The 23468-nt window shown below is 35.0% G+C and carries 19 protein-coding genes; 4 read left to right on the top strand and 15 right to left on the bottom strand.

From position 1 onward, the window contains the following. The first annotated feature begins 235 nt into the window (after positions 1 to 235). The 4 genes from MKY37_RS11615 to MKY37_RS11600 all read left to right on the top strand — a co-directional run bounded on the left by MKY37_RS11615 (position 236) and on the right by MKY37_RS11600 (position 4230). On the top strand, positions 236 to 1486 hold the full coding sequence (locus MKY37_RS11615; RefSeq protein ID WP_340777170.1) for an MFS transporter: 1251 nt from the start codon (positions 236 to 238) through the stop codon (positions 1484 to 1486). Between the two features lie 464 nt (positions 1487 to 1950). Beyond that, positions 1951 to 2232: a metal-sensing transcriptional repressor gene (locus MKY37_RS11610; RefSeq protein WP_340777167.1), complete on the top strand. Its 282-nt coding sequence runs from the start codon at positions 1951 to 1953 to the stop codon at positions 2230 to 2232. Between the two features lie 17 nt (positions 2233 to 2249). After that, on the top strand, positions 2250 to 3620 hold the full coding sequence (locus tag MKY37_RS11605; protein ID WP_340777165.1) for an MATE family efflux transporter: 1371 nt from the start codon (positions 2250 to 2252) through the stop codon (positions 3618 to 3620). Between the two features lie 52 nt (positions 3621 to 3672). Further along, positions 3673 to 4230 carry a TVP38/TMEM64 family protein gene (locus MKY37_RS11600; protein ID WP_340777163.1) on the top strand — a complete coding sequence of 186 codons (558 nt, stop codon included), beginning with the start codon at positions 3673 to 3675 and terminating at the stop codon, positions 4228 to 4230. A 337-nt stretch (positions 4231 to 4567) separates the two neighbouring features. Here MKY37_RS11600 and MKY37_RS11595 read toward each other — a convergent pair whose 3' ends face one another. The 15 genes from MKY37_RS11595 to MKY37_RS11525 form a co-directional block, all read right to left on the bottom strand. Then, positions 4568 to 4843 (bottom strand): adhesin, encoded by a 276-nt coding sequence (locus MKY37_RS11595; protein ID WP_340777161.1) that lies wholly within the window; start codon positions 4841 to 4843, stop codon positions 4568 to 4570. A gap of 22 nt (positions 4844 to 4865) precedes the next feature. Further along, entirely contained in the window at positions 4866 to 5294 is a 429-nt protein-coding gene (locus tag MKY37_RS11590; protein WP_340777159.1) for a protein-tyrosine phosphatase family protein, read from the bottom strand. Between the two features lie 16 nt (positions 5295 to 5310). Then, complete coding sequence (arsA, locus tag MKY37_RS11585) at positions 5311 to 7080, bottom strand: arsenical pump-driving ATPase (RefSeq protein WP_340777156.1); 1770 nt, start codon at positions 7078 to 7080, stop codon at positions 5311 to 5313. Positions 7081 to 7100: 20 nt separating this feature from the next. Further along, complete coding sequence (gene arsD / locus MKY37_RS11580; RefSeq protein ID WP_340777154.1) at positions 7101 to 7463, bottom strand: arsenite efflux transporter metallochaperone ArsD; 363 nt, start codon at positions 7461 to 7463, stop codon at positions 7101 to 7103. 90 nt (positions 7464 to 7553) lie between these two features. After that, a complete protein-coding gene (gene arsC / locus MKY37_RS11575; RefSeq protein WP_340777152.1) occupies positions 7554 to 7973 on the bottom strand; it encodes an arsenate reductase (thioredoxin) in 420 nt (139 codons plus the stop codon). 76 nt (positions 7974 to 8049) lie between these two features. Then, a complete protein-coding gene (locus MKY37_RS11570; RefSeq protein WP_445323065.1) occupies positions 8050 to 9348 on the bottom strand; it encodes an arsenic transporter in 1299 nt (432 codons plus the stop codon). A gap of 11 nt (positions 9349 to 9359) precedes the next feature. After that, positions 9360 to 9704 carry an ArsR/SmtB family transcription factor gene (locus MKY37_RS11565; RefSeq protein ID WP_340777148.1) on the bottom strand — a complete coding sequence of 115 codons (345 nt, stop codon included), beginning with the start codon at positions 9702 to 9704 and terminating at the stop codon, positions 9360 to 9362. 219 nt (positions 9705 to 9923) lie between these two features. Then, the gene (locus MKY37_RS11560; protein WP_340779913.1) at positions 9924 to 11777 is read right to left on the bottom strand and encodes a TnsD family Tn7-like transposition protein; all 1854 of its coding nucleotides are present in this window, start codon (positions 11775 to 11777) and stop codon (positions 9924 to 9926) included. A gap of 45 nt (positions 11778 to 11822) precedes the next feature. After that, the gene (locus tag MKY37_RS11555) at positions 11823 to 13679 is read right to left on the bottom strand and encodes a TnsD family transposase (RefSeq protein WP_340779912.1); all 1857 of its coding nucleotides are present in this window, start codon (positions 13677 to 13679) and stop codon (positions 11823 to 11825) included. Positions 13680 to 13775: 96 nt separating this feature from the next. After that, the gene (locus MKY37_RS11550) at positions 13776 to 15467 is read right to left on the bottom strand and encodes an ATP-binding protein (protein ID WP_340777147.1); all 1692 of its coding nucleotides are present in this window, start codon (positions 15465 to 15467) and stop codon (positions 13776 to 13778) included. After that, entirely contained in the window at positions 15442 to 17601 is a 2160-nt protein-coding gene (locus MKY37_RS11545) for a transposase (RefSeq protein ID WP_340777145.1), read from the bottom strand. The genes MKY37_RS11550 and MKY37_RS11545 overlap by 26 nt, the downstream gene beginning before the upstream one ends. Further along, complete coding sequence (locus MKY37_RS11540; RefSeq protein WP_340777142.1) at positions 17598 to 18437, bottom strand: TnsA endonuclease N-terminal domain-containing protein; 840 nt, start codon at positions 18435 to 18437, stop codon at positions 17598 to 17600. Before MKY37_RS11540 ends, MKY37_RS11545 begins: the two co-directional genes overlap by 4 nt. Positions 18438 to 18819: 382 nt before the next feature. Further along, complete coding sequence (gene glmS / locus MKY37_RS11535) at positions 18820 to 20622, bottom strand: glutamine--fructose-6-phosphate transaminase (isomerizing) (RefSeq protein WP_340777140.1); 1803 nt, start codon at positions 20620 to 20622, stop codon at positions 18820 to 18822. Between the two features lie 417 nt (positions 20623 to 21039). Beyond that, a complete protein-coding gene (gene ggt, locus MKY37_RS11530) occupies positions 21040 to 22644 on the bottom strand; it encodes a gamma-glutamyltransferase (RefSeq protein ID WP_340777138.1) in 1605 nt (534 codons plus the stop codon). A gap of 232 nt (positions 22645 to 22876) precedes the next feature. Next, a complete protein-coding gene (locus MKY37_RS11525; RefSeq protein ID WP_340777136.1) occupies positions 22877 to 23389 on the bottom strand; it encodes a type 1 glutamine amidotransferase domain-containing protein in 513 nt (170 codons plus the stop codon). Positions 23390 to 23468 lie beyond the last annotated feature (79 nt).

Genomic DNA, 23468 nt, shown 5'->3' with positions numbered 1-23468 from the left:
ATAAGATCAATTGTTTTCTTAATAAATATATACATCATTTATTTGTAAAATGCAACTATTTGTTATATATTAAAAGAAAGAACTGTAAATGGTCATACTTAAATTGATTGGATGTGATTGGTTGACAATTAAAATTTATTCTTCTTCAGCTAAAGGAAGGTTAGTTAAGAAGCGTAAGAAAAAAAGGGAAATAAATAACTTTATTAAGCACGCTGGGGATTAGGAGTGATTAGTATTGTCCGGAACAATCAAAGGGGAAAGTAAATCTTCTGTAATTGTCATTGTTGCCTTGATTACCGCAATAAGTCTGCTCGGGGATTCAATGTTATACATTGTCTTGCCCTTATATTGGAAAGAAATTGGCCTTGACTCGATTTGGCAAGTTGGAGTACTTCTATCTATTAACCGCTTTATCCGTCTGCCCTTTAATCCAATTGTCGGCTGGTTATATAATAGGATAACTTTAAAAACAGGATTAATAATTGCAATTATATTAGGTAGTATTACGACATTAGGATATGGACTATTAAATGGATTTATTGCATGGATTATTCTCCGTGGAATATGGGGGATTGCATGGTCTTTTTTTAGAATTGGAGGTTTATCAATTGTAGCCTTTAATACTGAAGAAAATAATAGAGGTAAATCAATAGGTCTATACAATGGACTATATCGATTAGGGAGCTTAGTAGGCATGCTAGCAGGAGGGCTGCTAGTTCCAATTTTGGGTTTAAGTACTGTTTCGATTATTTTTGGATGCCTTACGCTGTTAGCTCTACCTATAATTTTTATATATGTTAAAACAACTCCATTAAAAGATCATGAGCAGGATAATAAGGATAAGGTTGTATTTATTGATAACTCAATTGTAAACAGTCTCAAACAGAACAGAGGAAGGATTGTTTTTACTGGTTTCTGTATCACTTTATTATTTCAAGGGATATTTATGTCAACATTAAGTTCTGTAATTGAGCAAAACCATGGAGAAAGTGTCACCTTGTTCGGAACTGTGATCAGTGCAACTTTTCTAACTGGTATTATTTTATCGCTACAATGGATATGGGGGCCATTTTTAGGGGTACGTTTTGGAACTTGGTCAGATGGGGTCAAAGGAAGAGTGCCTGTATTAATTATGTCACTAATTTTTGCAAGTTTGACGTTTGGGATTATTTCTAGTGAACTTCCAATCCTAATATTGATTTTCTTTACATTTCTTGTCATGATTGCAGCAACCTCTCTAACGACAATTGTTGATGCAATTGCATTAGACATTTCAAAGAACTCAAATGTAGTTTCATTTTTAACTTCATACTCAATTGCTCAAGATCTTGGGGCATCCATTGGTCCATTTATTAGTTTCTTGATTATAGGTTTAGAATATGGTTTCTCCTACATTTACTGGGGAGGGGCAATCTTATTTTTATTATTAGCAATTCTTTGGTCAACCTCCTATAAAACAGAAGGAAAATCTATTTCAATTTCTTAATCAAAATTCTTGTAAATTATCTCAATTTCGAATATAAAAGTCCCTTAAAAACAAAAAAATTTAGGCTGTGTTAGAGGTAAAGGTTGATTTTTCGTAAAATGGTTTTATGAAGGTTGCCTGCATCTTAAAAAGTTTGTGAAAAAATGCACTTAAACTAACGCAGCAGTTTAGTTCAACAAGAAAAATGAAAAATATTCTATATTGAATGCTTTATTTTATAATTTTGTGATGTACTAGAGTTTGTTAATGTGCGATCCAATAATTTTTCTGTAAAAGTCATAAAGTAATTAAGTACAAGTCACTTTAACTTGAATTAGACCTCATATAATTGGAACACCCCTCAATCGGTAGACTCAACTATCCACGAAGGGGTGTTTTTATATTGAAAAAATTAAATATTCTAAATATCGCCTTGCTTTAACCCCCCCCCGGGGGATATATTTATGTAAAAGGAAGGGATGAAAATGGATCATCATTCGCATGTTCATAAAAACAGAAAACAAGTAATAAACAGACTAGCAAAAATCGAAGGTCATGTACGTTCGATTAAAGAAATGACACAAAACGGGCGAGATTGCCCAGATATTCTACTTCAGATAGCTGCAGTACGCAAAGCTTTAGATAACGCCGCAAAGATTATTTTAACTGACCATATGGAAGGCTGCTTGGTGGATGCCGTAAGGAATGGAGAAGAAGAAAAAGTCCTTCAAGATATTAAGAAGGCATTAGAAAATTTTATTCACTAAGGAAATGGTGAGTTATTATGACCAATGATAAAATAATGAATAATTTGACTTGGAAAGAAAAAACTACCGCTATTTTAGCTTTAGCTGTGCCTGCTATGATTGAAAATATTCTTCAAACCATTGTAGGGTTTGTTGATACATTGTTTGTAGCTAGGCTTGGATTAGCCGAAGTGACTGCTGTCGGAGTTGCGAATGCAGTGATAGCTGTTTACATTGCCATCTTCATGGCAATTGGTGTGGGTGCATCTTCTCTCATCTCCAGAAGTATTGGGGCTGGGGATATGAATAGGGCCAAGGCTTTAGCAAAACAATCCACGATTTTAGCGATTATCTTTGGACTAATTTTCGGATTGATTTCCCTCTTTTTTTCCAAAAATTTACTTTCACTTATTGGAGCAAAACAAGAGGTTATGGAACTAGGATCTGTCTATTTAACAATTGTTGGAGTTCCTTCTGTTTTTATTTCACTAATGCTTATGTTTGGTAGTATTCTTCGAGCATGCGGAGATACAAAAAGACCTATGTATGTGAGCTGGTGGATGAATATCTTGCACATTGTACTTGATTATATCTTCATATTTGGAATAGCAGGTTGGTTTGGTTGGGGTGTTGCTGGTGCAGCATGGGCAACAGTACTTGTAAGGATTTTAGGAACCCTCGCTTTATATTACTATATTCGAAAATCAGAACTGTCTTTTTCTTTGTTCGACGAAATCGATTCAAGTACATTGCTGGCACCAATTTTAAAATTATCAGCTCCTGCCGCTATAGAAAGGCTTACTATGCGATTAGGGCAAGTCCTTTATTTTGGACTAATTGTTTACATTGGAACGGAGACATTTGCTGCCCATACTATTGCTGGAAATATTGAAACATTCTCATATATGCCTGGATATGGCTTAGCAATTGCTGCAACTACTTTAGTTGGGATGCATATTGGGGCTGGTAAATTTAAAGAAGCATACCATTATGGTTTGCTGACAGCTGGGATTGCAGTTATTTTTATGAGTTTTATTGGAATAATTATGTTTTTTGGCGCACCCTGGATGGCGACGTGGTTTACAGACGATTTAGAAGCAATTAAAATGGTTACCATCGCTTTAAGGATAGATGCTTTCGCACAACCAGCTTTAGCCATCGGCCTAGTACTTGCGGGTGCTTTACAAGCCGCCGGTGATACTAAAAGTCCGATGTACAGTACAGCCATCGGAATGTGGTTAATACGGGTTGTTGGAATTTACTTTTTAGGAATTTACTTTAATTTAGGAATTGCGGGCATTTGGATTTCAATAGCAATCGATCTATTTATTCGTGCAATATTTTTATCTTGGAGATATAGAAATACTTTTAGAATCATGATGAACGAAGATAGTTTAAACAAAGAATAAACAATTGAAAAAGGAAATTTCTAACTTCCTAACGATAGGTGGTTTATAACCTTTGGATGAATATATACAACTCATTCCATTACTGAACATAGCACTTAAATTTTTCTTTTTACTTATCTTAAACTTGGGCGTTGGGGCTATCGGCTTTGTGCCAAGTTTCTTTATCACAGTAATCAACATCGATACTATGGGTTTAGTATTAGGCTCCGTACTTACATTTATAGGAGAAATTCTTGGAGCGCTTATCGGGTTTCACCTATACCGTTGGGGCTTCTCTAAAATTCGTTCTAAATGGTTAAATAATTCTTTTTTTAAAGCTATGAAAAAAAGCTCTCCTACAAAAGTATTTATATTAATTATTCTATTTAGGGTTCTACCCTTTGTTCCATCCGGTCTAGTTACCGGAGGTGCATCTTTGACAACTATTAGTGGAGTGCGTTTTATGATTGCAAGCTCTATAGGTAAAATACCTTCAGTAATCCTTGAGGTTGCTGTAGTCTTTGGAGTTCTCCAAAAAGTATCTATGACTTACTTGTATATCTTTTTTAGCTTGTTATTAATCATAATTACATCTTATTGGTTAAGAAATAAAAAGAAGATAACAGTTTGAAGTAAATCGATAGTAATGAGTATATCCACACTAATTCTGAGTTCTTTCTTCAACTAACGGAGTGCTCTAGTAAAAAAGACGGAAAAAAATGTGCTTGGAAATGCTTCTTCAAGCTCATTTTTCTATACAAAATCAACCCTTAGCTTTAACATAGCCAAATTTTATTAAAAGCCCGAAGATAAAGAAAAGAAACCATTTTAATCAAGCAAATTTAAAATGGTTTCTTGCTTGCAGTTTATTAGCTTATTTCTATCCCTATAACTTATTCAATACCAACAACCCAGTGCTTTAAGTTTGGCTTTAATTGAAAGCATAAGCATAACTTAGTACTTTTACATTAACAGCAACTACTTCCACCTATAAGAACTAGCCCTGCACCTCCGTCATTTTCTTCTATATCAAGAGTTAGACCTTCTGTATCACTTACCTCCGAATCAATCGCTAACTTAATGCCATTGATAGTTTGAATAGTATCCGATTCTAGTGGTGAATCTAAAGACAATGCAAATTGAGGACCGCAGCAACCAGTATTAGTAAAGAGACGAATTCCATCTACACCTTTTTCGCTTATAACGTTTTCTAGTAGTTTTTTCGCTCCGTCAGTAATATTCATTTAATATTCCTCCTAAATTTCTTTATGCATTTGGAAAGATTCTTTTCAAAGCTTCTTTCATTTCTGGTTTTACATTAATTTTCGGTCGCACTGTATTAGCTATTTTTTCTGCTTCTTCAATTGTGTTTGCTTTTCCTAACGTAAGTAATGTTCCAATCGCCACTGTTCCGGTACGGTTACTTCCACCCTGGCAGTGAAAGTAAACATTTTCCCCTTTATTATATGCATTCACAACCTGTTCAATTGAGTTCTTTATAGAAGTGTCTTGTTGGTCTGCATCATCAATGATTGGACAGTGTACACTAATCTCATTAAAGCTTACGTTTGGCGATTCCGCTCTTAAATCAAATATTGTATCTACTTTTTCTTTTCCGAGTACATCACCTACAGCATCGGCACCGCCAATAAAAATACGGTCTTTAATTAATTCTTGATAATTCTTTTTTGTCATTACATTCACCCATCAATTAGTTAATATAATCTTTAAGTTTTTCGTATCCAACTTTTTCTTCATGAAGCCACGGAATAATGACACAGTTTGATGCTTTATTTTCATTTACTTCATGAATCCATTCCAACTCGCCCATTGCTTTTGCACTTAATACTGGATCTGTTGTATTTGTAGCATATAAACTTTGATTAATAACCCACCATTTAGGGCTTATTTTTGCTCTTCTTAGATCTTCCTGTAGTCGTGATGCTTCTAAAACTGGTGTTGCTTCAGCCAATGTAACGATAACAACCTCAGTTACTTTTGGATCTCGAAGTAAAGGAAGCAAATTCTGCACACTTTGTGGTATTTCACCTGTAGATTGCTCTATTTCTTTACTGTAAGACTGAGCTGCATCTAACAATAGTAAAGTATGACCTGTTGGAGCTGTATCGATGACTACGATTTCATTATCCGTTTTAGCCACAACTTCAGCAAATGCACGGAATACTGCAATTTCCTCCGTACAAGGTGAATTTAGATCTTCTTGTAGGTATGCAATACCATCTTCATCCAAATCATTACTTGCCTTAGATAATATATCTGCTTTGTATTTTTCTACTTCTTGTTTTGGATCAATACTACTGATACTTAAATTTTGGTTCATTAATTTACTTTGAAATTGATAATTAAGATGTGCAGCAGGGTCTGTTGTTGTTAAATGGACACGATGTCCCTTTTCAACTAACCCAACTGCAATTGCTGATGCGACAGTTGTTTTTCCGACTCCACCTTTACCCATAGTAAAGATTAACTTTGTATCTGAGGAAGAAAAGTCAGCTATAATATCCTTTAATTTAGATTGGTTACTTAATTCAGGTTGATTGTTAGATATAAGTGTTGATGATGTGTACATTTTGAATAGATAACGAAGGTTTTCTACACCTGTTAAGGAATATGAAACAAAAGGTAAAGAATATATTACAGACTGCTTCAAATTTTGGGGCATCTGTTTTAAAGAATTTCTTTGTCGTTGATAAAATGCAGATGATATCTCATCCTCTTTTAGATACTCACGAAGAAGTCCGTTCACAATAACAATTTGGTTTTTTATCCCTATATCTTTTAGTTCTATGGAGGCACGATCAGCTTCTAACAGAGAAGAAACGTCTGGTCTTGTAACTAAAATTAATGTAGTTTTAGTAGCGTTAGCTAAAACCTCTACTGCTTTAGAATAGAGATCTTTTTTACCAGCTAATCCTGATAATGGACCTAAACATGATGCTCCATGCGTACTTTCCTCTAGGAACCCATTCCATGCTGTTGGAAGTTGTAAAAGTCGTAATGTATGCCCAGTTGGTGCAGTATCAAAAATAACATGATCATACTGACTTACCACTTCAGTGTTGGTCAACAAGCTTGTAAACTCATCAAATGCGGCTATTTCCACAGTACACGCACCTGATAACTGTTCTTCCATTGTGATGACTACAGATTCAGGAAGTTTTCCTCGATATGGTCCCACAACCTTTTCCCGATAGGCTCTCGCTGAAGCCTCTGGGTCTAAGTTACATGCATATAGATTATTAACATTCGGAACTTCTTTTGGTGAGTTAGTTAGTTCGATACCAAATACATCTTGTAGATTGGAGGCAGGATCTGTACTGATTAATAAGACATTTTTTCCCTTATCTGCTAATGAAATAGCAGTCGCACAAGCTGTGGAAGTTTTTCCTACTCCCCCTTTTCCTGTCAAAAATAAAAATGGAGTATTTATTACATTCTTTGGCTGAAAATCTTGAAACATGATTATCTCTTCTTTCCGTTTTAAAGTGAATTTAAATTAATAGAAAGTCGACCTTTAGGCTTTTCTTTTAGTTCTTCCAAACCTACATTAAACCATTCTGCAAGTTCATCGTTTGATGGATAACTTCCTAGTTTTACAATTTCACCATCTACTAAAACTACTGGCAAAGCATCTGTTCCATTTTCATGTAATGCATTGTTAACCACACCATTTTCAACAAACTTATCCGGGTTGTTTGTTAATTGATATCGGGTAATATTAAATCCTTTTTTTTCGAGTGAATACAAAGCCGAAGCGACTCTCGTTAATTCTGGGTCAACACTTGGTCCACATACTCCAGTTGAACAACACATCGCCGGATCAAAAATTTCTACTTTTTTCATGCATTAAACCTCCTTATATAATATCAAATAAGCATATACTTATATCCTAGTGAAAAGAGAACCAAGAGAATATTCTCTTGGTTATGGAAATCATTCGCCTGTCTCAGCAAAACTCTTGATTCTTTCTCCAATTTCATCACGAACTCGTTGGAAGGTAGCCCACTTCTCTTCATCAGTTCCCTCTGCTTTTGCAGGGTCGTCAAAGCCCCAGTGATCACGTTTCACGTGTGGTGGTGTCATTGGACATTTATCTGCAGCATCACCGCAAAGAGTAACAACAAACTCCGCATTATTTAACGTTTCCATATCAATGATATCTGAAGTCTGATTAGAAATATCGATTCCAATCTCATTCATTGCTTTAACAGCATTCGGGTTTAAACCATGTGCTTCAATACCCGCACTAAGAACTTCCCACTCATCACCTAAATATTTTTTCCCCCAGCCTTCTGCCATTTGGCTTCTGCATGAATTTCCTGTACATAAAAAGTAAAGTGTTTTTTTGGTCATAGTAAGAAATCTCCTTTGGTTTTAACTTTATAAAAAGTATTAGTTTATTTTGAGTTACATTATTTGATTGCTCATATTAGAAAAACGATAACGAAATATATAGACCTAATAATGTAATGAATAAGATAGGGACTGTTAAAACAATGCCTGTTTTAAAATAAGTACCCCAAGATATCTTCACACCTTTTTGGGATAAAACATGAAGCCATACTAGTGTTGCAAGTGAACCAATTGGAGTAATTTTTGGACCTAAGTCAGATCCAATCACGTTTGCATAAATAAGAGCTTCGCGAATGGTACCAGAAGTATTCGTTTCTGCAATCGCTAATGCGTCAATCATCACGGTTGGCATATTATTCATTAGGGATGATAGGAAGGCGGCAATGAAGCCCATCGACATCGTCGCTACGAATAGCCCTTGTTCTGCAGCTACTTCAATAACTCCAGCTAACACACTTGTAAGCCCTGCATTCCCAAGTCCGTATACAACCACATACATACCGATGGAGAAAAATACAATATTCCATGGTGCTCCTTTCATAACTGTTCTTGTATCGACAGCACTACTTCTTCTTGCCATGACAATAAAAAATATCGCTATTAATCCAGCTACTATGGAAACAGGAACTTGGATGAATTCGCTACTAAAGTAACCGATAACTAATATTGCAAGTACATACCATGAAAGATGAAACATTTTTATATCTTTAATAGCTTCTTTCGGTTCTCTAAGCTTGGATAAGTCATATGTTCTTGGAATACTCTTTCTAAAATAAAATAATAATACGCTGATTGTTGCAATCAGAGAAAATATGTTAGGAATAATCATTCTCGAAGCATATTCCACGAAACCAATATTAAAGAAATCAGCGGATACAATGTTAACCAGGTTACTAACCACGAATGGTAGCGAAGTTGTATCTGCAATAAACCCACTAGCCATAATGAACGGGAAGATCATTTTTTCATTGAAGTTCAAGTTTCGAACCATTGCCAAAACAATTGGCGTTAATATTAAAGCAGCACCATCATTAGCAAAAAAGGCAGCAACAACAGACCCTAATACACTTACATATATAAACATCTTAATCCCATTACTTTTGGCAGCTCTAGCCATGTGTAATGCAGACCATTCAAATAAACCAATCTCATCTAATATCAAAGAAATGAGGATAATTGCAATAAAGGACAATGTTGCGTTCCAAGTAATGCCAACTACTTCATTGACGTCACCAAAGTCTACAACCCCTACTAATAACGCTATAATAGCTCCACCACAAGCAGACCAACCGATATTCAACCCTTTTGGTTGCCAGATGACGAAGATGAGCGTTACGATGAAAATCAATGCTGCTAAAAAAACTTCTGACAAAATACTAACCTCCTTTAGTTACATGAAATACGTAAACCCTGTTGTTCCAACTCTTTTAATTTGAAATCTTGATTTGGTAGATGATGAATCAAACTTTGGATGAATGGATACACATCATTTTCCTTATTCAATGAATAGATAATCCATTGACCTCTTCTTGTTTCTCTAACCAATCCAGCATCTTTTAACTTCCTGACGTGTTGACTGATAGCTGGCTGACTAACTTTAAATATTTCAACAAATTCGCAAACACAGTAATCATGTGAATCCAGCATTTTAAGCATTGATAGTCTTGTTTTATCGCCCAACAATTTTAAAATAGTCGCAGCTTTTTCTATTTCAAGGGTTGATAGTTCCATCTAATAACATCTCCTTATATGATTTATATCATTAGCATATAATAATTTACTTATATAATATTGTACTTATATGTATTTTGCAACCTTTTTTTATTAGTTATTTGTAAATATGTTTTAAATAACAATATACAGTCTAAGTATATTATTATTTATAGTGAATGAATCCCAAGGAATGAGGAATGAGAAATAACAAAGACGCATTGAAAAAACGGGAAATCATTAAATATTTTTACCATTTTTCCCTTTTAAATATTCCTCTAACATTGGTTTTATTTCGTTGAAATGATGTGAAGAATTTATTCCAGCTTTTTGTCGTACCTTCCAAAGTACAACTAGTTCACCGCCTTCTAAAAATTTATCTATAACTTTTAGACAACGTCTAATTTGAAAATCTTGAACAGATTCAGTTATTTCATTTAATAAACGGTTTGTATGTGGTAATTTTATTACTAGTCTCTTTTCAATATTTGACAGTATATTCAATCTTCTCCCTATGATCCCACGTGTAATTCTTACCGGTTTGTCTAGAGCTAATAATTCCGCGTAGAGGACATTGATCTTCGCATAGTATTCCTGATCCCTAAAATTCCAATCAACCGTTTTTACTTGCACTTTTTTTTGTTTATTTGGAATGTTACTACTAAACCATTCTTTATCATTTTTAGACAAAAACCTATAAATCTTTTTAAATTTCCCTAATAATTCTGTCCTACTATAATCGGGAAATTTTTTCATGCCCTTAAGTAATTCTATACGATACTTCTCGATTAATTCTTCTTTATTCATTGAATTAATATCCTCTTTCAATTTTTCACTATATCCCAGTTGAGTTCTAATTACCTTTGGAGAGGCTTCTAAATGTTTTGCTATTTTATATATACTTACTCCCCCCTTATGTAGCTCTTTTAACTGAGCACGCCAACTATCTCCATAATCTTTTATATAGCTTATTCGATTTCTATCGTTAGCTGTTTTGTCAGGACCTTTTCGTGCGTAAATAAATCCACATGAACAAGAGAATTCACCTACAGGATTTTTAGTTCTATGGCCTCTTTTGATAACAAGTTTATTCACTACATCTTGCTCAAAGTGTTTTGAAAATTTATTAAGACATGGCCATGGTCCCATTCCAAATGGACCTTGATCTGGTTCAACCGCTAAAAATGATTCAATGTTTTGATCTAAAAAATATATCATTAGTAAATGCCTGAAGGGATGTATATGGCGTTTGAGATTAATCGTTATTATGTTCAACCAATTATTACCATCTGTTACATCTAGTGGTGATTCATATTTCTCTAAAAACCCTTTCGGAAATTTCTTGGAAAAAGTTCTGTATAATTCATTTTTCCTTACTTTATTTGTAAGTGTAATTAAATTTCGTTCTCGAAAGAGAGCTCGATATTTAAGAGCAATGAGCTCTCTCGATAATTTATTATTGGGAATATGGAACAATTGATATGCCATCTTTGCTAATTTAAGTTGAACGATAGCAAATTCATCATGTTCCCTATTTAGAGAGGCTGACAAATCCAGTATTTTTTTATCGAAACGAATATACTCAAATCTACTTCCCATTCTTGGTTCATTTGCATATTTTTTTAATTTAATTTCATGGTGTGCACAATATTCGATTCCTTGTAGTTGATGTTCACGATGTATGTAGGGCTCTCCACATTTTTCTATATCTTCATTTGCACACAATGAGCAGTAGTAGAGTCCGTCTTTTCTACAAATACTGCCTGCAACCATTCCAAGCCTCCCATAAAGCCCCATTCCTTTTCCTTTAACATCACTTAAAATTTCTTGTTGACGTTGAACCGAAAGAAATGGTGCATAATAAGGATAAATTGTATGTCCAGTGAGTAAGCCCTCGACTGAATAATTTTTCCCCATTTGTTCAGCTAAAATTGAAAATCTACTACCAATCTCCACACTCGCGATCACTGAACGACTTCTAAATAATTCTTCTAAAGTATCTTTGAAATTAATATTACCACTGTAGAAATGATACCGTGCTATTGATGAATAGACCAATTCATCTTTATATGGATCAGTAAAAAATGCAAGAATCCAAATCTCCCCCCAAAGAACTTATTTGGTATTAATCATTTCCATTCATTCATCTATAATAGATCCTTTTTCCAAAGATTTATACTTTATATAACTTTCTAACTCTCCTTTTATTTCAATAAAAGACAAGGATCTTAATCCTCCAACTCTTTGGACTTGCCAGAGCAATACTGACTTATTTTCTTCTAACATCTTGTCGATAATTTTACAACAACGTCGTATTTGAAAGTCTTGAACAGATTCAACAATGCTCTGAAGTAATATTTCTGTTTGCGGTAGTTTATTCAAATTACACTCTAAGTTAGCAAGTATTCCTAGTTTCTTTCCAATGATTGATTTTGTAATTCGAATTGGCTTCTCATATTGGACTAACTCTCGATATAGCTGGTTAATTTTCATATAATATTCTTTATCACGCTTTCCCCAATCAACTATTTTGGTTGACTCACTTTTCTTTTTCTTTACAGGTAGATGTTCATATAGCCGTTTCTTATCATTTCTATATAAATAAATATACTGCTTTGGAAAACGCTCGCGTATTTGTGTTCGATTTAATTCTTCATACTTCTTTATACCTTCAACTATCTCTACGAGGTATTGTTCGATTAAGGATGTATCTTTGGACTTTTTTTTAGTTACTACTTCATTAGAACCCTTTAAATACTTTTTCACAGTCTTTGAATCAACATTAAGTTCTCTCTTAATTGCTCGAATACTTAAGCTCTTCATTGATAGTTCTTGTAGTTTTTTTTGCCATACATGCCCAAATACTTTCACACGACCTATTCGATACCGATCTTCATCTATTTTATCAGGACCTTTTCTTGCATAAATAAAGCCACATGTACAAGCGAATGTTCCTATTGGACTTTTCGTTTTGAAATCTCTAGTTACCTCTACATCTTTAACAATAGATTGCTTATAATGTATAGCAGCCTTATTTAAACAAGGCCATGGGCCATTACCAAATGGACCTTTATCATTATCGACCTCTAAAATGCTTGATATATCAATCTCTAAGAAAAACAGTATAAGTAAGTGACGGAACGGATGCACATGACGCTTCACATTACGAGTAAGCACCTTCAACCAATTATATTCACTGCTTTCATCAATTGCTGAGCTATATTTCTCCAAAAACTCTTTAGGTATTTTCGTTTGGAAGACTTCATGCAAATTGCTCTGTCGTATACGGTTCGAGGCTGTGACTAAGTTTCGTTCTCGTAAAAATGCTCTATATTTTAAAGCCGTATTTTCTCTAGATAATTCATTCAGTGGCACTTTTAAAAGCTGATATGCCATTTTGGCTAATGTAATTTGAATCTTAGTAAATTCATCAACTACATTTAATGGCGACAATTCCATGTGCTTCAATTCAAAACGGATAAATTCTATTCTGCTTTGCCTGTTGACATCAACAGGATATTTTATTAACTTAATTTCATGATGACTGCAGTAATCGATACCTTGCAGTTGGTGCTCACGATGAATATACGGTTCTCCATATTGGTCAAAATCTTTCTTAGCACATTTATTACAATAATAGAATCCATCCTTCTTACAGATGCTCCCTGCTACCAGACCTAATCTAGTATATAGTCCTTGCCCATTACCTTTAATATCTTCCATTATTTCTCTCTGACGCTGCTTTGAAAGAAATAATGCATAATATGGATAAATTGTATGATCTGCTATTAGACTTTCAGCAGAATAATTAGAACCAATTTGCTGTGCTAATGCTGTAAACTGACTTCCTATTTCCATGCTTGGAATCACAGAGCGACTTAGAAAAACTTCTTCTAGTGTATCTTTGAAATCAATGTTGCCACTATAAAAGTGATAACGTGCAATTGCAGAATAAATCAGCTCATCTGGATAAGGGTCGGTGAAAAATGGTAGTATCTTAATTACCCCCTAGTTAAATTCGAATTATTTTTATAATGTCGATTTAACTAGGGTTTTAAACAGTTGATGAATAAAATTTAATAATTCAGTTAATTAACTATAGAATTCTTGTAATGGATTTTTAATATATCCACTTTTTTGCAAAACTTCATATGGGTTATTCTTTTTCTCTAATGCTTTCGTTCTAAGCTCTAATAATGGAAGTAATTGTAAACTTTTCACTTTAGGCACATTTTTCATTTTCTTTTGCTGGTTTAGTGTAATAGCCTGTTGAATTGCATCAGCTTTTAGTAAACTAAAATCTATTTCAATCGGGTTATTCTCAACAATTTTTGTTACGAGATTTCTAATATCATTTACATTTATACTGTCAAAAATTCCTAATGCTGAGGTTTCTATACTCAAATTTTCAATCACATCTCGTCGTCTATAATCTAGTGTATTTTGGCGTTCAGTAAATCCTTTACGAATTTTCCCTTCAAGTTCCGTATCACGTTTATGATTAATCATCAGTTCATCTAAATTAATCATGATATCCTCATATTTCATCATATCTTTTAAATTGTTGGTACGAATTGCATTCAACATAGGTTGAATAATTTGCATATCTACTTTAGCTGTCTTTTTGATCACTGTAGAATCAATAATTTCATTAACATTATCTTCATCAAACATAGCCCGTTCTTGAGCCAAGATAAATAGGCATACTGCAACAGAAGTTATTCCTTGGCATTCGTCATAAAATATCTTTTTTAGATCATCAGTGATTTCAGAACGTGTTTTCAGACATTCTAGTTCCCACAATGTTTCGAAGAAAAACTCCCATTCTTCGCTATCCTCAGCCATACGGTCCCAAATAATAGATCCTTCGCTTGCTGCACGACGGGCTTGCCGGAAGTTACCCGTAAACAATTTTTCTGCTTTTGATGTACCGATTAGCACCGTTGGAATCCCTACCGTATTTGATAATGTTACAATAAAGTTTAACATTTCTTCTTGGTCATTTTTTGAATACAAAAGGTGCTGAATTTCATCTATTACTAGTACACCAATCCCATACATACTTGCTAATGAAGTCATGTGAAGAAGCATGGTTGACGTAACACGACTCAAATAGCCAAATTTCTCTAAATAACGTGTTCCCAGTAAATCATCAATTGCCTTAAAAAAGCCTTTGCACAACGTAGAAAGACTACCATCATAAGGACAATCTATTTTAAGCCAAACAATTTGAGTACGATTAAATGGCTGTCCTTCATACGTTTCATGCTTAATGACCTGAGGATACATAAGTAACAATCGTTCAATTGCTGTTGTTTTACCGATACCTGAAATACCAATAATCGATAAGCTATCCGCTGTAGAACGAATATAATTTAGACGTTCATCAATATACTTATGAGCTTCTTCTCCATCCTCACGCAATTGATGTAACACTCTAATTCGCTCTAGGAAGCTTTTATCTAGTGGATTTCTCGCTAAGTAACCTCTTCTAATTAAAGTTGATAATCGACGCTCAACTTCAAAATGAATTGGTAAAGGCTGAATGAAATTCTTCACTCGCTTTAATACATGATAGCGAATATTCCTTTCACTCTGCTTATCTTGCAATGTAATCCGTGGCGTTAACATAAATCGTTCAAGTACATCATCCTCATCGAAAATTGGAGGAAGAGCTTCAATAAAGGGATTGTTGTTATACTCTAATAAAGCTTGTTTTTTATAATCTGCATCCTCAAAACCCCCTTTTAGAACAAGATTAATTACCTTTTTCAAATTCTTCATCTCGCTTCTTCATTAATTTTTCCATTAGACGTGAGTTCGACTTTTTTGGTAACGTTTCACTTTTCGCGGGTTTTGATGTGAATTCGACTACTTGAGTCGGTTTCTCGTTTACTTTATCTACTAAATCAAAATTCTCAAGTTTTCTGTTCATAATTTTTTCTGCCTGTCGATTAACACGAATACCTTTAATTTTTTCTGATTTACTTACGTTAGTAGGTACAGTACTTTTCTTTCCAGCTACTGCTTCTTTAATAATAGATTCAATTTCCGCATCTATTTGAATTGTATTTTCTATCTGGTTAATTGTTTCCTCTTTTTTTAACTCTTCACGTAGTTCTTGAAAAAATTCAATTTCTTCCAAAAATGTGCCTTTAAATTGTTTACTTGTGTCTAGTAAATAGCATGTATCAAAATTGTATCCATCTGCATGAGGAATATATAATTGATTCATATTCCTTGGATCATAGACGATTTCGATACTTTTTTTTCTATATTTTAGATACCATTGTTCATTCAATGCTTTTTCAGAACCATAAGAAAGTCCCTTGAATCTTATGCCTGCTCGAGTAATTTTGGCTTTTCCTTTAGGTAATAAATTCAGCCTAAGTACATTCTGTTCGGTTACAGTTTGAAGTCGACCTTTTTTATTTCCAATTCCCCAATACCACAAATTACTTGGTGTAGCTGTTAATCTATCCACCATCATTTCTTTTTCTAATGGATACTTATCAATAATTTTCTGGTTATGGTGTAATACAAGATGAATAATGATTTTAGTGAATTCAGTTAAGTTTAAACTTGCATCTAGACGATAATCACGGTCACCTCGTTCACGATATTCTTTCTGTATTGATCCGGGAGCCATACGTTTTATCTTTCCATTCATTGTACGGAAATATCTTTCTATAATCCCTTTTAAATCTCCACGATAAGGAGTCGTATTTTCAATTTTTATATTTAAGTTATTTATAAGATTCTCTACCGAATAACCTTCAAATTCACCACGATCAGCAATAATAATCTCTGGTAGATGATGAGCAGGCCATTGTGATTCTCCGATTGGTATATCGTACTGATTACAAAACTCAACTTTATTCATTACCATGTTATCTAACGCCATCATAGCACCAAGCCAAGATGGACCTTCTAGCCCAACATATACCCCTGTAATCATACGAGAATATACATCAATCACCCCATAAACGATGGGACGTCCAATAATTAAAGAGCGGTCAAATGAACTAACTAAATACACATCTGCAATCGTTGCATCAATTTGAAAGCGTGTTCCGGGACCATCTGTTTCAAGTGTTGAATTACTTAAAATAGGACGGTGCTTTAATTCAAACTCTTTCGAACTATGTCTTAACTGGATATCTATTTGAGGATTTTCGAATTTTTTAAACCAATAGTAAAACTGATCGTAGGTAGGTATTCTTGAGGCATCCCAAACATGGTACTTCAAGACATTAGCCTCATAATATTTATCAGCATAAAATTCCCTCAATAAATAGTTATAAGTATCCGTAAGAGATGGTCGTGCTTTTTTCCGATAATACTTCTTGATGACGTAATTAAACTGTTTTTTTATTTCTTCAGTTATATTGATACCATTTTTTAATGACGTATATCTTCTGGGTCGGCCTACTTTAGCTTCAGTTGTAAGCGTCCTTTCTTTCCCTTTTCCGCCTGAATACATATAGTCAGGTAATAAAGCGTTTTTATTTAATCCGCGTTGCCAAAAGCGGGTGAAGACGCGTTTAACCTTTATTTTGGAAGTGTTATATTGAAACGCTAGCTTATCAAATGCTTGATCTCTCATTTTTTTATTTAAAAAAACATCCTTTAAATTAGCCCATCCTTCAGATACAATGGTCCAATCTTCATCGCGTTTTCGAATTTGGTTTTTTGTTAAATCTTTATCTGAGTAACTTTTAGCAAATGGATCTGGAATAGGTAATAATATATCACTTTGTATTTCTGCTTCTAAATCCATTGTAGCCGCTTTTTTAGGCATTGATGTAACACCATGAAGTTCTACGAAATAAGTAACATCACTATTTGTCTCAATTACGCGAATACGACTTTCTTCTTCTTTATCAGTATACTGATATACCTGATTGTAAAAAATCATATTGCTTTCACCTTCTCAGAAAAATCTGTTCGAACTGCTTTTATGTGTAGAATTTTATTCATATCTAATTTCTCACTTAAATCAATATCAATTACTTTAGTCATTACAAGATGCCTAAAAATAGAAATACCACATCCAACTACCAGGCCAAAATTGTTTTCCAACTTTTTTGCAATTTCCTTAACCGTCTCTTCCTGAGCTAATAGCATTTGAAGAAAATAGATACTCATATCTTCAATATCGTATGTGCTACATTCCTCAAAGCCCTCCAGCACGGATAAGTCTGCATAGTTATGAACAAAAGCTATATTATGAGCCATTGTTTTAGGCACCTCTATTTCTGTTACAATTCCCCAATCAATACCTTGTCTTTCCCAATAAACTCGCTCAATTTCAAACTTTTCAAGTACACGTTCATCCATTAAATCATTCTTATATTTTAAAGTGCGGGCTACGTGCTCATGCTGTCCATCCTTGGAGGTCGTTACAAGAAAATCCGTAGTCATCACAATAGGCTCATTGGTCTTAGGGTCAGTAGCATGCTTAATCCCTAATTCATCTGCTATAACAATTGTTTCTTCACGAGGGAGTAAAGGATACTGTTCCCGAATATCGACTACATCGTCCGAATATTCCAATAAATAAAAGTAGTTTCGTTCCAAATCTGAAAAAAACTCGTATTGTCTCGGAATCTTATAACCATTTAACCGTGTAGAGCGTCCAAGTGAGGCTAAATCTTGAATAACTAACCAAGGCTTATAATCCGTTCCTAATCCTTGTCCGCGACCGTCTTTCAACTTTTTATCAATCGATGTTGAACGTTTACGTTTGGACATAATTCACCTCTAATATTTAATTTTCATTAACAATATTTTTTCTAAGTTCTAATTCAATCTCTTAATTTTTTGAGTTTCAATTACATTTTCATTTGCATAAATCATTTGTTTATTGCTTCAAAATATTAATTAAAATAATAATCCCAAATAACAGCTTTTTATAGTTATCAAATAACAATTCAAAACTTCTATCCAGATACTAGCCCGAAGTTAAATATTCTGAAAAAACAAAAATAACCTCTTTCAGATATAATATCCGAAGAGGTTATTTTAATCAATCTTTATTCCAAACGATCAAACTTTATTACAAATGATCAATCTTTATTCCAAATGATCAATCTTTATTTCAAAGCTACAATTTTTTTTGAACTCTACAACTCTTTTATTCCACAGTTACTGATTTTGCAAGGTTTCTAGGTTTATCTACGTCGCAGTCTCTGTGTAATGCTGCGTAATAGCTGATTAGTTGTAATGGAATTACGGCTACTAGTGGAGCGAAGAGCTCGTTTACTTTTGGAAGTACATAGCGATCTCCTTCTTCCTCATGGCCTTCCATTGCAATAATACATGGATTAGCACCACGTGCAACTACTTCTTTCACATTACCACGGATATTCAGGCTTACTGCTTGTTGAGTAGCTAAAGCAATAATTGGTGTACCGTCTTCGATAAGAGCAATTGTACCGTGTTTTAGTTCTCCACCAGCAAAGCCTTCTGCTTGAATATATGAAATTTCTTTAAGTTTTAATGCACCTTCTTGGCTTACGTAGAAATCTACGTTACGTCCAATGAAAAACGCATTTCTAGTAGTTGCTAAAAATTCTTTTGCAATTTCTTCCATCTCTTCTTTAGAATCTACAATTGCTTGAACAGCATTTGCTACAATTCCTAATTCTTTCACAACATCAAAGTCTAAAGTTTTCCCTTGAGATTGTGCATATACAGAAGCAGTTACCATTAATACTGCAACCTGTGCTACATATGCTTTTGTAGAAGCAACGGCAATTTCTGGGCCTGCATGTAGTAAAAGTGTATGATCTGCTTCACGGGAAAGAGTAGATCCCGGTACGTTTGTCATCGTGATAGTTGGGTACCCTAATTGTTTTATCTTCACCAGAACTTGTCTGCTATCTGCAGTTTCCCCTGATTGTGTTAAGAACATAAAGATAGGTTTTTCTGATAGTAGTGGCATATTATACCCAAATTCACTGGAAATATGCACTTCTACTGGGATACCAGCAATTTTTTCAAAGTATTCCTTCCCAATTAGTCCACCATGGAAGCTTGTTCCAGCTGCAATGATGTACAGACGGTCAGCATCTTTAAGTGCTGTTAAAATGGCTGGGTCAATTGAAAGTTCCCCTTGCTCGTTTTGGTACGCTTGTATAATTTTACGAATAACAGCTGGTTGCTCATCGATTTCTTTTAACATATAGTGAGGATATGTTCCTTTTTCAATATCGCTCATATCTAGCTCTGCTTTGTATGGAGCACGTTCCACTTTTGTGCCTTCCAATGTTTGAATTTCTACAGAATCTTTTCGAACGATCACTATTTCTTGGTCATGAAGCTCCACATACTGCTCTGTTACCTGAAGCATTGCCATTGCATCAGAAGCTACAACGTTGAATCCTTCTCCAACCCCTACTAGTAATGGTGATTTGTTTTTTGCCACATATATAGTATCTTCGTCCTCATTATCAAGTAATGCAAGAGCATACGATCCATGTATTAAATGCAATGTTTTGCGAAGTGCATCAATTGTAGATAATCCGTCCTTAGAAAAACGCTCTATTAGCTGTACAATTACTTCTGTATCTGTTTCAGAAGCCATTTCCACGTCTGATAAATATGCTTTTTTCATCAAATGATAGTTTTCAATTACTCCGTTATGCACTAATGTGAAACGTTTTGTTGTACTTTGATGAGGGTGTGCATTTTCATGGTTTGGTACGCCGTGAGTTGCCCAGCGAGTATGACCAATTCCAATTGTTGCCCCTACTTCTATATCTACTACGTCGCGTAAATCTGCAATGCGACCTTTTTCTTTGAATACCATTACACCATCTTCGTTTAATACAGCAATACCTGCTGAATCATAGCCTCGGTATTCTAATTTTTCTAACCCTTTTAATAAAATTTCCTTTGCATCTGTTTCCCCAATATATCCAACAATTCCACACATAATCTAAATTCCTCCGTTTACATTCATGTCAAAATAAGCTCCCTACACAAGACGCGTAGTAGCCAATTAAGCTAAGAATGCCTTCTTTTCCACTTGTCATCCGATCACTCGAATGTTTTATGAAAAAGAATAACAACCGGGCAAATACGGTCGGGAGGCATCCGCCGAAATTTCGATAACCTCCACCTCGTCTGCTGAAGATGATTTTCCGTCCAATTTCTTCAGCTCTGGCGCTATAATTGTTTTCTATGTTTTACGCGTTACCTTTCCTCCATTTCTACGCGGTTACCAATGTTAGATTGGCAACTTCTACATTATATATGTTCATAGTATGCTCGTCAATTTAATGGGTGCAGGAGGATTTACTCAACTTAAAGAAGCCATTACAAAAGTAATAGCTCTCTACTTACATATAATCTACCAGGCTGCAATAGATCCATCTGTACGAGACTCGGTTCCTCCCTGAAGAACTCCTGTATCATCGTTTCGCCAAATAATCTGTCCTCTTCCAAAGCTACCGCCGTCTGAAGCAACATGAATTTGATGCCCTTTACCTATAAGATTTTGTAAAAGGTAGCTTGGGAATTCCGGTTCTACATGAATTACTTTTCCTTTCATCCACTGCCAACGAGGCATATCTAGCGCTGCCTGGGGATTTAACAAATAATCTATTGTATTGGTCACTACTTGGAAATGCCCCTGTGGCTGCATATATCCTCCCATTACACCAAATGGTCCTACTGCCTTCCCGTCTTTGCTTAGGAAGCCCGGAATGATAGTATTAAATGTTCTTTTCCCTGGTTTTAACACATTAGGATGAGAGGCATCTAAAGAGAAGTCATGACCTCTATTTTGCAAGGCAATTCCTGTGTCTGGAATAACTATTCCTGAACCAAATCCCATATAGTTACTTTGGATATAAGAAACCATATTACCTTCTTCATCAGCTGTAGCTAAATATACTGTCCCGCCTTTAGGGATATCATAAATTTCTGGATTACCTGCTTCTTCATTTATAACGTTAGATCTATTTTTCGCGTACTCCTCTGATAACAGGTGCTCTATACTTATCGGCATTTCAGCAGGCTCCGTTATAAACGCCTGACCATCTGTAAAAGCTAGCTTCATCGCTTCTATTTGATGGTGTATGGTCTCCGCACTTTGCCATTTTGGTTCCCCCAAGTTTTTGTATACATTTAGTGCCATTAAAGCAATCATCCCTTGCCCATTCGGTGGGATTTCCCAAACATCATAACCTTTATAATCGACCGAAATAGGCTCTACCCATTCCACCTTATATGTAAGAAGATCATCTTTGCATAAATAACCTCCATGTTTTTTCATAAACTTATCAATTTTCTCTGCAATTTCTCCTTCATAGAAATCACGTGCATTCGTTTCTCCTATCGCTCGAAGTGTCCGTGCGTGACCAGGTGAGTTCCACATCTCTCCTATTTCTGGAACTCGACCATTTGGTGCAAAGGTTTCAAACCAAGCATTAAACTCTTTTGAAGTAAATGTAGTTTTATATTTGTTATACGCAAGCCTCCAGTACCTCCCTAGTATTGGAGTTAATGGATACCCTTCCTCGGCATATTGAATAGCAGGCTCTAAAACTTCTTGAAGTGACAGTTTTCCAAATCTTTCTGACAACGCAGCCCAAGCGGCAGGAACCCCTGGCACCGTCACGGGTATAACCCCGTAAGCAGGCATTTTGGTGTATCCTTTTTCTTTTAACACTTCGGCAGATATGGAGTGTGGAGCAGGACCTGAAGCATTTAAACCGTAGAGCTTGTCTTTTGTCCACACTAACGCAAAGGCGTCTCCCCCAATTCCATTGGAGGTGGGTTCTACTACTGTAAGCGCCGCTGCTGTAGCTATAGCAGCATCGATTGCATTGCCGCCCTTTTTCAATATATCCAATCCCGCCTGTGCAGCTAAAGGTTGTGAGGTCGCAACCATTCCTTTTTTCGAAAATACTGTATGACGCTTTCCTTGAAACGGGTGATGTAAATAATCCATAAGAACTCCCTCTTATACCATTTTTACAGGTATGATTTGATTTCTTAAGTATAATAAAAGAACTCCTTAAAATAAATATGAATTTTCTTGCAATTTAAAAAAGCACCTTCTAATGATTAGAAGATGCATTTTTAGATATATAGATTTATGCCTCCGCGTAATTGCGTCCAGATTTTGAAGGCTAAACTTGAAACAGCAGGAGTCCAATGCCCACAGTTGCAGGTTTATTTTATCAACCTAACAGCTTTACAATTTCTCTATTGAACGCTGGAATATCGTCTGGATTCCGGCTTGTTACTAGTTGGTTTTGGCAAACGAATACTTCTTCATCATGAAATTTTGCACCTGCATTTTCTAAGTCCACTTTTATCGACGTGTATCCTGTCGCGTCTCGACCATCTAACGTTTTCGCTGTGATGAGTAATTGTGGACCATGACAAATTGCAAACACTGGTTTTTTCTCATCCATAAAATATTTAGCAAATTGAACAAATCGATCATCTGCTCGTAAAATATCTGGTGAAAAACCTCCAGGTATAAATAATGCGTCAAAGTCTTCAGGTTTCACTTCGTCAATGCCATAATCGATTTTCACCGTGGCTTCGCCGTTTTTTCCTGTTACCTCTTTACCTGCTTCTTTTTCAATTGCAAATACTTCATGGCCTGCATCATTTAGTGCCTGTGCCGGACCTGTGTATTCTACGTCTTCAAACATATTTGTGATTAATGTTGCTACCTTAGCCATTTCCTCACTCCTTAATTGTTTGTTCACTCTTACTATTCCACTAAATTTACTCTAGTAAACATAAAAATCCGACACACTA

The organism is Psychrobacillus sp. FSL K6-2836, from assembly GCF_038003085.1.
In the GTDB taxonomy this organism is placed as follows: domain Bacteria; phylum Bacillota; class Bacilli; order Bacillales_A; family Planococcaceae; genus Psychrobacillus.
The sequence above is the reverse complement of the archived record's forward strand: the minus strand, read 5'-3'. Positions and strand labels throughout refer to the sequence as shown.